The following is a 12,067-nucleotide window of genomic DNA, read 5'->3' on the forward strand; positions in this document are numbered from 1 at the left end:
AATTCAACCTCTAAACTAACATAGTGGCATTATATATGGTAATGAGAATCATTATCAATTGAAAATAATTATTTCTGTAATGTGTATTATTTAGACTTAAAATTATATATTATTTATTTTATTTGAGTTTATATTTTGGTATGGCTATACCTATTATGATTGATTAAAATAGATACTATTTCATTTTTCAAAATTATATCAAAACAGGGTCATTTGTTTTCAACAAACAAAAAATTGTACAATGTATCCTATAGGTTTTAAGTAGAACTTATTTTATCTAATTTATTATGTATTCTCATTTAAAATTCTATTAAATAACTATTAAATATAGTAAGGAATCGCTCAAATGTTTGGAAATAAAATAAATCGTCAAATTATTGTTTGGACTACTCTGATTGGTGGATTCATTAGCGCACTGGTTAAATGGGGTTCTGAAGTTAATATGCCTCCTCGTGTTCCTGGGGAAATTTCACCACCTGCGGCACACATTGATGCATGGCTCGGTTGGTTAGGCATTAATTCTCATTCACTTGATTATGTTTACCAAACGGCAATCGTTTCGGGCGCAGTAACACTTTATCACTGGTTGTTTAGTTTTGCCTTTGCCTTCGTTTATGTATTTATTGCCTACTTCTGGAATAATATTCGATTATGGTATGGTGCATTTTATGGCATTATCATTACCGTTATGATGCACGGTTTTTTAATTCCGCTATTAGGTTTTCGTCATCCCGCTTATGATCCGCAAGGCACCGTTGGTTGGTTATGGAACCTAAATGGTTATGAACTTTGGAGTGAAATTTTAGGGCATATCTATTGGGGTGTATCGATCGAAATCTGTATGATCGCTGTGCTTGCTCATTTTTCAAGACCAATCCGTGGCGAATGGCGCCAGTAGTTAGTTTATTAATTTTCATCTGTTTCAATCCTTCTGTTGAAAAACAGAGGGATTTTTTTATACCTTTTGATATAGCTAAAAACTATATCTTTTGATAAAAAACTAGAATTATTCAATAACATTTTTTTTTGCTATCTTTTTAACCACTAAAGAAAAGTGCTAAATGCTAAATAAGGAAAAGAAAATGAATACTGCAGTTATTGGATATCCTCGTGTTGGTAAACTTCGTGAGCTTAAATTTGCAACCGAAGCTTATTTTAAAGGTAACAAAACCCAAGCTGAATTATTAAATGAAGCAAAAGCCCTACGTGCTGAACATCTACAACAACAAGCATCACATAAAATTGCTTTAATCTCATCTAATGACTTTTCATTTTATGATGCAGTATTAGATACGGCCTGTTTACTGAATGTTATCCCTAAACGTTATCAAGATTTAGGCTTACCTGAACTCGATCGTTATTTTGCCATGGCGCGTGGTTATCAAGGTGAAAAAGGTGATGTGCGAGCGCTGGCAATGAAAAAATGGTTTAACACTAATTACCACTACTTAGTGCCAGAAATTGAAGATTCACTACAAATAAAACTAGCCAGTACCAAACCTTTTGACGAATATCAAGAAGCCAAAGCATTAGGTATTCAAACCAAACCGGTTGTGATTGGCGCATTAACCTTTTTCAAATTAGCACAGTATTTAGGTAATAAACAGCTAGTTGATTTTAAAGCCGATATTATTAAAGCCTATCAAGAAATTATTCAGAAATTTACTGCACTTGGTGCGCAGTGGATACAAATTGATGAGCCAATTTTAGTGACGGATTTAACTCATGAAGATATCGCTTTATTCAATGAGCTTTATCAGTCAATTTTATCCGTTAAAGGTACAACCAAAGTGGTTTTACAAACTTACTTTGGCGATGTGCGTGATTGTTACCAACAATTAGTGGCGTTACCATTTGACGGTATCGGACTTGATTTTGTTGAAGGTAAACAATCCTTAGCATTACTTGAAAGTCATGGTTTCCCGGCTGATAAAGTGTTATTTGCTGGTGTGGTAAATGGTAAAAATATTTGGAAAAATAATTATAAAAAAACATTGGAATTAGTCGCAAAAATTAAGCAAAAAGCGGCAAACATTGTGATTAATACTTCCTGTTCGTTACTGCATGTACCTTATACATTACAAAACGAAACTAAATTAACGATTCAACAACGAGCTTATTTTGCTTTTGCCCAAGAAAAACTACAAGAGTTAGCTGAACTTGGTGAATTAGTCAAAGACTCGAATTTTGAAAATAGTCCGGCTTACAAAGCAAATCAAACCCTATTTACGCGTGAGCGTGAAGGAGCAAATCAAACGGTACGTCAAAAAGTTTCGGCTTTAAAAGCGTCTGATTTTACCCGTCTACCAGAATTTTCAGTACGTGAAGCAGCACAGAAAAAAGCCTTTAATTTGCCATTATTACCTACAACAACGATTGGTTCATTTCCGCAAACACCTGATGTACGTTTAAACCGTGCAAAATTCAAGAAAGGTGAAATTTGTTTAAATGAATATACCGAGTTTAACAAACAAAAAATTGCAGAATGCATCAAGCTTCAAGAACAGATTGGTATTGATGTGTTAGTTCACGGCGAATTTGAACGTAATGACATGGTTGAGTATTTTGGTGAAAGCTTAAATGGTTTTGTCTTTACTGAAAAAGCATGGGTGCAATCATATGGTACTCGTTGTGTTAAGCCACCAATTGTATGGGGTGATATTTCACGCTCTAAACCAATTACCGTTGAATATTCACAATATGCACAAAGCCTAACTGACAAACCCGTTAAAGGCATGTTAACTGGCCCTGTGACGATCCTTAACTGGTCGTTCCCTCGTGAAGATATTTCACAAAAAGAGTCAGTATTCCAAATTGGTTTAGCAATCAGTGATGAAGTGTTAGATCTTGAAGCGGCCGGCATTAAAGTCATCCAAATTGATGAAGCAGCGTTAAAAGAGAAATTACCATTACGTAAAGCTGATTGGAATAGTGAATATCTGGATTGGGCTATTCCGGCATTTAGACTAGTGCACAGCAAAGTACAAGCTGATACACAAATTCATACACATATGTGTTATAGCGAATTTGCTGACATTATTAAAGATATCGATGCCATGGATGCTGATGTGATTTCATTTGAAGCATCACGTTCTAATCTACAATTGATTGATGTGCTTAAAGCCAATAATTTTAAAACGGAAGTTGGACCGGGTGTTTATGATATCCATTCACCACGTGTACCACCGGTTGCTGAAATCAAAGCAACAATTGAGAAGTTACTGGCAAAAATTGACAAGCAAAAACTTTGGATTAATCCGGATTGTGGTTTAAAAACTCGTGGTGAGAAAGAAGTTGTTGCAAGTTTAGAACATTTAGTTCAAGCAACATTAGAAGTTCGAAAAACACTTAATTAACAGCGTTAATTAATTTGCTTTACCTTAATTTCCGCCGCCGATTTTGGCGGCGGAAATGTCAGTAAGGATAATAGTAATCACACCAATGGATGATACAGATGAAAACAAATTTACTCTTTAATAAAAAAACCGTGTTCTCTTTTGAAGTTTTTCCCCCTAAAAAAACGTCACCTTTAGAGACAATCTATAGCACATTGCGTGAACTTGGTTACTTCAAACCTGATTTTATCAGTGTTACTTATGGCGCAGGTGGTAGTTTGAATGGTCAAACGACAATTGATATCGCCCACGCTGTCAAACATACTTATGGCATTGAAAGTGTTGCTCATTTGCCGGGAATTAATTTTGATAAAGCAGAAATGCAGAAAATTCTTCATGATCTTAAATGTGCCGGTATCGATAATGTGCTTGCTTTGCGTGGTGATATTAGCCCGACAGTTACACCTAAAGATGATTTTCGCTATGCCAGCGAGCTGGTTTCATTTATTAAAGAAAATGGTGATTTTAATGTGATTGGGGCCTGTTATCCTGAAGGACATCTTGAAGCATCAACGCTAAAACAAGATTTAATACATTTAAAAGAAAAGGTGAGTGCAGGAACAGATCAACTCATATCACAGCTATTTTTTGATAATGACTATTTTTATACTTTCTTAGACAAAGCCCGTGATATGGGAATTAATGTACCAATTGAAGCAGGGATTATGCCGGTAACGAACAAAAACCAAATTGAACGTATGGTATCGATGTGTGGCGTAAATCTACCGAAGAAATTCAAACAGATGATGGAGAAATACGAGCATCACCCTGATGCGTTCCGTGACGCCGGTATTGCTTATGCTATCGATCAGATTGTTGATTTAGTTTCACAAAATGTTGACGGTATCCATTTGTACACCATGAATAATAGCTATATCGCTAGAAGAATTAGTGAAGCGGTATCAACGCTACTTGCAGTACCAAAGTCAGAATAGTTTTATTAAGAATAATTTAAAATAGATTTTAGAAGAATTGGTTGCGGGGGCTGGATTTGAACCAACGACCTTCGGGTTATGAGCCCGACGAGCTACCAAGCTGCTCCACCCCGCGTCAAAGAGGTGGCTATATTATAGTAATAAAATAATAAAGCAATACCCTTCTAGCCTAAACGGCCTATTTTTACACATTCCTTAACAAATAAGGATGATTTTTGTACGAAACGGTATACACTCCTCAATATTTTTTACATTAATTATCGTTGATTATGCTCAAACTCTCCTAATTAGATAAAATAGTTCAAAAGAAAAAGAAATATTTTTTCAGGTGAATAAGAGATCTTATTTGTACGACACCGTAAACCAGATTAGTGAAAAGAGACGAGCTTTACTCGTCTCTATTGATAAAGTGCCTGTAATGGTTTCACGCTATGAGCTGGATCATAATCAAGCGCCGACGTTGTGGCATAAGCCGCATTCATCGTGGTATCGTAATGAACTTTATATTGAATAGCACTACGGCGTAGGATTTTCGATGCCTCAATAGCAGCCCGTCCAGATGTGGTATTGAGAATATAGCTATATTCGCCATTTTTAATATGGTCATGAATATTGGGGCGCCCTTCGTTCTCTTTTTTTACCATTTGGCAGGGTATGCCTGCTTGTTGTAATGCCTTAGCGGTGCCAAAAGTAGCATCAATACTAAAGCCATGCGCAATTAATCGTTTAGCGATCGCTAACAAGCGAGTTTTGTCTTGATCACGAACAGATAGCAAAGCTTTTCCCGATTTTTTCATACTTGATAAGCTACCAAGTTGTGCTTTGGCAAAGGCTTCGGCAAAGGTATTACCAATTCCCATCACTTCACCGGTTGAACGCATTTCAGGCCCCAAAATTGGGTCAACGCCACTAAATTTATTAAACGGTAATACCACCTCTTTTACTGAGTAATAAGGCGGTATGACTTCTTTGGTGATATTTTGTTTAGCCAGTGATTGCCCGGTCATAACTCGTGCAGCGATTTTCGCTAATGGCAAACCGGTAGCTTTCGACACAAATGGCACGGTGCGAGCGGCTCGAGGGTTGATTTCAATCAAATAAATTTGGTTATCTTTGACGGCAAATTGCCCATTCATAAGCCCTTTTACATTAAGTTCTAACGCTAACTGTTTAGCTTGCTTGCGCAGTTGATCTAAAATTTCCGGGCTTAAAGTATATGTTGGTAATGAACAAGCTGAGTCACCCGAGTGAATACCCGCTTGTTCAATATGCTCCATAATGCCGCCAATTACGATTTGCTCGCCGTCGGCAATCACATCAATATCAACTTCAATAGCATCATCTAAAAAGTGATCAAGTAGTACGGGAGCATTATTCGATTCACTGACTGCGGTTTTAAAATAACGTCTTAAATCTTGCTCGTTATACACAATTTCCATTGCTCGACCACCAAGCACATAAGACGGTCTGACCACTAATGGATAGCCAATTTGTTCTGCTTTAATCACCGCATCTTCAATATCGGTAACCGTTGCATTAACTGGCTGTTTTAACTTTAACTTATCGACAATCGACTGAAAACGTTTGCGATCTTCAGCTTGATCTATCGCATCTGGCGAGGTACCAATAATCGGTAGCCCAGCGACTTCAAGCGCTCTGGCTAATTTTAATGGTGTTTGCCCGCCGTATTGTACGATTACGCCATTTGGTTTTTCCACATGAGCAATTTCAAGCACATCTTCCAGTGTGACTGGCTCAAAGTAGAGTCGATCTGAGGTATCATAATCGGTAGATACCGTTTCCGGATTACAGTTAACCATAATTGTTTCATAACCGTCTTCACGGAGCGCCAGCGCTGCATGTACACAACAGTAATCAAACTCAATACCTTGCCCAATCCGATTCGGTCCACCGCCTAATATCATAATCTTCGGGCGAATGAATTGTGGTTTAGCTTCGCACTCTTGTTCATAGGTTGAGTAAAGATAAGCTGTATCGGTCGAGAACTCTGCTGCGCAGGTATCAACTCGTTTATATACAGGATGGATATCGTATTGGTTTCGTCGATCACGAACGTCTTGTTCTTTAACATTAAGCAGTTTAGCAATACGTAAATCTGAAAAACCTTTACGCTTAAGTTGCCATAATGATTCTGAATTTAGGCTAGCGAATGATTGCGATTTTAGTTGGTTTTCAAGGCTGATAAGTTCTTCAATCTGCACTAAAAACCAGCGATCGATATTCGTTAATGTAAAAATTTCATCTAAACTAAAGCCGGCTCGAAAAGCGTCAGCAATATACCAAATTCGTTCAGCGCCCGCTTCTTGCAGTTCATAACGTATTTTGCTGAGATTTTTTTCATCATCATAATTGTCAATTTTCGGATCAAAACCACAAGCACCGACTTCAAGCCCTCGTAGCGCTTTTTGTAATGATTCTTGAAAAGTCCGCCCAATAGCCATCACTTCACCCACTGATTTCATTTGAGTTGTTAGACGATCATTACACCCGGCAAACTTTTCGAAATTAAAGCGGGGTATTTTTGTCACTACATAGTCGATCGAAGGCTCAAATGACGCTGGCGTTTTACCTCCGGTAATATCATTAGATAGCTCATCAAGGGTATAGCCAACCGCAAGTTTGGCCGCAATTTTTGCGATTGGAAAACCGGTTGCTTTAGATGCTAATGCTGATGAGCGTGATACCCTTGGATTCATTTCAATCACAATTAAGCGTCCGGTTTTAGGATCAACCGAAAATTGTACATTCGAACCACCTGTTTCAACGCCAATTTCACGAAGTACCGCTATCGATGCGTTACGCATGATTTGATACTCTTTATCCGTTAGTGTTTGAGCTGGCGCAACGGTAATTGAATCCCCGGTATGAATGCCCATAGGGTCAACATTTTCAATCGAACAGACGATGATGCAGTTATCATTTTTATCTCGTACCACTTCCATTTCATACTCTTTCCAACCAATTAATGACTCATCAATGAGGAGTTCATTGGTGGGTGACAGATCAAGTCCTCGGGTACAAATTTCATCAAATTCTTGAGTGTTATAAGCAATCCCGCCACCGGTTCCTCCCATAGTAAAAGAAGGGCGGATAATGCAAGGAAAGCCAACTTGTTCAAGTACGGCATAAGCCTCTTTTAATGAGTGAGCAATGCCGGAACGGGCAGTATCAAGACCAATTTTTTTCATGGCTTGATCAAAACGTTTGCGATCTTCAGCTTTATCAATTGCATCAGCTGTGGCGCCGATCATCTCGACATTAAATTGTTTTAAAATGCCTCTTTTATCCAGTTCTAACGCACAATTGAGCGCTGTTTGTCCGCCCATGGTGGGCAAAATGGCATCGGGTCTTTCTTGTTCAATAATTTTACTCACCGTTGTCCAATCAATCGGCTCAATATAGGTGGCATCCGCCATTTCTGGATCGGTCATAATGGTGGCAGGGTTAGAATTGACTAAAATAACCCGATAACCTTCTTCACGCAGAGCCTTACAAGCTTGAGCGCCGGAATAATCAAATTCACAGGCTTGACCAATAACAATTGGGCCGGCGCCAATAATGAGAATGCTATGAATATCTGTTCGCTTAGGCATGTTATTGCTCCTGCTTATAAATTTTAATTAATTCGATAAAGTGATCAAATAGTGGGGCGGCATCGTGAGGCCCGGGACTCGCTTCGGGGTGGCCTTGAAAGCTAAAAGCCGGTTTTTGATTATGATGAATGCCTTGTAGCGAACCGTCGAACAGTGATTTATGCGTCACACGTAAGTGAGTCGGTAAACTCATTTCATCAACGGCAAAACCATGATTTTGGGCGGTAATCATAACTCGATTATTTTCAAGATCTTTAACCGGATGATTGCCGCCATGATGTCCAAACTTCATTTTTATGGTTTTTGCACCACAAGCCAACGCTAACAGTTGATGCCCTAAACAGATGCCAAATACTGGAATATCTGTCGTTAAAAACTGTTTTATAGCATCAATGGCATAAGTACAAGGTGCCGGATCACCTGGACCATTTGATAGGAATATACCGTCAGGATTTAATGCTAATACCTCCTGCGCAGGGGTTTTGGCCGGAACAATGGTCAATTTACAACCCCGTTCAACTAACATCCGTAAGATATTACGTTTTATGCCAAAATCATAAGCCACAACATGATAAGGCAAGGCGTTTTTTGCTGCTGGCTGTTCTTGCTCTCTTGTCCATACACCTTGTGTCCACAAATAGCTTTTTGTGCAGGTGACTTTTTGGGCTAAGTCCAGTCCGGATAATCCTTTAAAATCGATCGCTATTTGTTTAGCGGTATCGGCTTTTTCAAGTAAAGTTTCTCTATCGTTTGCGGTGATAATCACGCCATGCTGAGCCCCTTTTTCACGCAAGATTCGAGTTAAACGACGAGTATCAATATCAGCAATGGCAATAACATTATGCTGTTTTAAATAGCTCGATAGATCGAGCTCATTGCGATAATTGCTGGCTAATAGTGGTAAATCACGAATAATCAGCCCTTTTGCATAAACTTGATTAGATTCAGCATCGGCATTGTTAGTGCCGACATTACCTATATGGGGGTAAGTTAACGTGACCAATTGCTCGCAATAGGAAGGGTCGGTGAGTATTTCTTGATAACCGGTCATTGAGGTATTAAAAACAACCTCACCAACAGTTTCTCCATCAGCACCGATTGATTTACCGATAAATTGTGAACCGTCTTGTAATATAAGGAGGGCATAAGTTTGCATGATTAAAAAGACCTTTTGAATAAGTCGTCATTATTTATGAATAAAAATTCAATTTTACTTGTTTGTGAAGATACAGTAATTGGCATTTTATTACACTTTTTTATACAAAAAAAGCAATATTATAAAAATAATTTTAATGATTAAGTCTAATTTTTGAGATTTTCATAAAGAGAAGATAAAATGTGAGGGTTATTTTAATACTTAACTTGTATTTGCATAATTATTCAAATAGAATCGTGTAAATATTTACGATACTAGGAGCCATATTATGTACGGTTTTTATCAACGTCACTTTTTACGCTTACTTGATTTTACTCCTGATGAAATCAATCAATTAATAAATTTGGCTATTGAACTAAAACAAGCAAAGCAGCAAGGAAATGAAGAAAAATATTTAACGGGTAAAAATATTGTGCTTATTTTTGAAAAAGACTCCACCCGTACTCGCTGTGCATTCGAAGTTGGTGCTTTTGATCAAGGCGCACAAGTCACCTATTTAGGGCCAAGTGGTAGCCAAATTGGACATAAAGAGTCGATTGCCGACACAGCAAGAGTACTGGGTCGCATGTATGACGGGATTGAGTATCGAGGTTATGGGCAAAATATTGTTGAAACTTTAGCAAAATATGCCGGTGTGCCGGTTTGGAATGGTTTAACGACTGAAGCGCATCCAACGCAAATTTTAGCAGATTTTATGACCATGAAAGAGCATATCGGTGAGCGCCCACTTAATAGCGTTAAATTTGCTTATTTAGGCGATGCCCGTAATAACATGGGCAATTCGTTAATGGAAGGCGCAGCCTTGATGGGTATGGAGATCCGACTCGTGGCGCCCAAAGCGTGCCAACCTGAATCAGAGCTTGTTCAAAAGTGCCAAGAGATAGCTAAAACAACAGGCGCTAAAATCGTTTTAACTGAAGATGTCACTGAAGGTGTGAAAGGTGTTGATTTTCTTTATACCGATGTATGGGTTTCCATGGGCGAACCGAAAGAAGTGTGGGATGAGCGAGTGAAATTATTAACCCCATACCAAGTCAATCAAAATGTAGTCAAATTAACAGAGAATCCAAATGTTAAATTTATGCATTGCTTACCGGCTTTCCATGATATGAATACCACAGTAGGTCAACAAATGGCTGCCCAGTACGGTTTGAAAAATGGCTTAGAAGTGACAAATGAAGTCTTTGAATCTAAACATAGCATCGTTTTTGATGAAGCCGAAAACCGCCTGCACACGATCAAAGCAGTAATGGTTGCAACCTTAGCTAAAGACTAATAATATAGCTAAATATTATTAGTGCTAGCTAGAGTTAGCTAAGCAAACTTTTTGCCGACCTCAAGTCGACATAATTTTATCAACCGATTATCATCAGAATGACGAAACAAGCACGCAATAAAGATTTTAAAAAATACCTAAAACTCACAAATCCAATTCATTTTTTAGCGGTCGGATTGGGCAGTGGGCTATCACCCATTATGCCTGGTACTATGGGATCATTAATGGCGATACCACTGTGGCTTTTATTTTGGGGTTTACAACCGGTTTTATATTGGGTTTTTATTTTAGTGACGTTTGTGTTTGGTTGTTATCTTTGCCAAAAAACGTCGGATGATACCCATACTCATGATTCGGGTCATATTGTTTGGGATGAATTTGTCGGTATGTGGATAACGCTGTATTTCATTCCTCAATTTTCAATACTATGGGTGACGATTGCTTTTGTCGCATTTAGATTGTTTGATATGGCAAAACCTTGGCCTATTCGTTGGTTTGATAAGTGTGTGCCGGGCGGTTTTGGTATTATGGTCGATGATGTAATAGCAGCTATCTTTTCATCCATGACAGTTCACGTGATGGCATTGTTAATAAAAATATGATTTGTGGTGCCAATTTTAAAAACTTCTCTAAATAGGATCGCTTTTATATCCTACTTGAGTAGTGAGTGAAAACATTAATTAAAACATTTTTTGTGACCAGCCCAATTTAGTCGAAAGATTATTAAAATAGTCGTAATCTTTAGAGTGAATTAAATTAAATTCATATAAAGAACGGCGGATAATGACATCTTGCGAAGGCTTTACTGGTAAAATAATTTGGCTATCACAAGCAACATTTAAATCCAGAGCAGTAGTTGGAAATTTTAAATGAATAGGATTGTCTCCTTTTATCACTAATGGTCGGACCGCTAATGAATGTGGAAACATCGGCGTAATTATTAAGGCGTCTAGATGTGGTGCTAAAATAGGTCCTCCTGCTGATAGAGAATAAGCAGTAGAGCCCGTAGGTGTTGCTATAATTAACCCATCAGCGCGCTGTGAAAAAGCATTGCGCTCATTAATATATACATCATAATCAATCATATGGGCGACAGTATTAGGGGTGATGACAATCTCATTTACAGCAAAACCCGAGTTAATCATTTTGCCATTATCATAGATAGAGACTTCCAGTAAAAAACGAGGATCATCGTCATACTCACCGGCAATAACAGGGCTTAATTGTTCTATTACTTGTTCGTGAGAAATATCGGTTAAAAAGCCTAAATTGCCACGATTAACGCCAATTACTTTGATTTTATAGTGGGATAAATATCGTGCTGATCGTAACATATTGCCATCACCACCAACCACAATAGCCAAATCAGCTTGTTCACCAATTGTTTCTAATGAGGCATAATGACTCACTGGAAATTGGATATATTCGGCTAATCTATCTTCGACTAATACATGAATACCGAGTTTAATCAGCCAATCATAAAGCACTTGATGAGTTTCAATTGCTTCTAATTTACGTGGAAGTCCAATTAGGCCAATACATTTAAATGGTGTGTCCATAAAATATCCTTGCTTTATTTTTCATAAACACCTGTATTTTTTTCGGTAAAAAATAAAAAAATACATATCAATCTACTCATAAGCTTGTAATAATAAAAATTGTCCCCATAATAACCGTTATTCATTAAGTTT

General features: G+C 37.9%; 8 protein-coding genes and 1 tRNA gene. 5 read left to right on the top strand and 4 right to left on the bottom strand.

Annotated features, from left to right (window positions below):
* Nucleotides 1-346 precede the first annotated feature (346 nt).
* The 3 genes from J4T76_RS05160 to metF all read left to right on the top strand — a co-directional run bounded on the left by J4T76_RS05160 (nt 347) and on the right by metF (nt 4,330).
* Nucleotides 347-898, top strand: a complete 552-nt coding sequence (locus tag J4T76_RS05160; RefSeq protein ID WP_065562709.1) for a YagU family protein — start codon at nt 347-349, stop codon at nt 896-898.
* 184 nt (nt 899-1,082) lie between these two features.
* Nucleotides 1,083-3,356 (top strand): 5-methyltetrahydropteroyltriglutamate--homocysteine S-methyltransferase, encoded by a 2,274-nt coding sequence (gene metE / locus J4T76_RS05165; protein WP_267353802.1) that lies wholly within the window; start codon nt 1,083-1,085, stop codon nt 3,354-3,356.
* A 98-nt stretch (nt 3,357-3,454) separates the two neighbouring features.
* Nucleotides 3,455-4,330, top strand: coding sequence for a methylenetetrahydrofolate reductase [NAD(P)H] (gene metF, locus J4T76_RS05170; RefSeq protein WP_065562711.1), 876 nt, complete (start codon nt 3,455-3,457; stop codon nt 4,328-4,330).
* 38 nt (nt 4,331-4,368) lie between these two features.
* Here metF and J4T76_RS05175 read toward each other — a convergent pair.
* From J4T76_RS05175 to carA, 3 genes are all read right to left on the bottom strand, one after another.
* Nucleotides 4,369-4,445 (bottom strand) — tRNA-Met (locus tag J4T76_RS05175).
* 283 nt (nt 4,446-4,728) lie between these two features.
* Complete coding sequence (gene carB / locus J4T76_RS05180; protein ID WP_267355939.1) at nt 4,729-7,944, bottom strand: carbamoyl-phosphate synthase large subunit; 3,216 nt, start codon at nt 7,942-7,944, stop codon at nt 4,729-4,731.
* Between the two features lies 1 nt (nt 7,945).
* Nucleotides 7,946-9,100 (bottom strand): glutamine-hydrolyzing carbamoyl-phosphate synthase small subunit, encoded by a 1,155-nt coding sequence (carA, locus tag J4T76_RS05185; protein ID WP_267355941.1) that lies wholly within the window; start codon nt 9,098-9,100, stop codon nt 7,946-7,948.
* 268 nt (nt 9,101-9,368) lie between these two features.
* Between carA and argF the strand changes: the two genes are divergently transcribed.
* Nucleotides 9,369-10,376, top strand: a complete 1,008-nt coding sequence (gene argF, locus J4T76_RS05190; protein ID WP_267345827.1) for an ornithine carbamoyltransferase — start codon at nt 9,369-9,371, stop codon at nt 10,374-10,376.
* A gap of 98 nt (nt 10,377-10,474) precedes the next feature.
* Nucleotides 10,475-10,978 carry a phosphatidylglycerophosphatase A family protein gene (locus tag J4T76_RS05195; protein WP_267355944.1) on the top strand — a complete coding sequence of 168 codons (504 nt, stop codon included), beginning with the start codon at nt 10,475-10,477 and terminating at the stop codon, nt 10,976-10,978.
* A 78-nt stretch (nt 10,979-11,056) separates the two neighbouring features.
* Here J4T76_RS05195 and nadK read toward each other — a convergent pair whose 3' ends face one another.
* Nucleotides 11,057-11,935 (bottom strand): NAD(+) kinase, encoded by an 879-nt coding sequence (gene nadK, locus J4T76_RS05200; RefSeq protein WP_267341082.1) that lies wholly within the window; start codon nt 11,933-11,935, stop codon nt 11,057-11,059.
* Nucleotides 11,936-12,067 lie beyond the last annotated feature (132 nt).

Source organism: Gilliamella sp. B3022 (assembly GCF_028751545.1).
In the GTDB taxonomy this organism is placed as follows: Bacteria; Pseudomonadota; Gammaproteobacteria; order Enterobacterales; family Orbaceae; genus Gilliamella.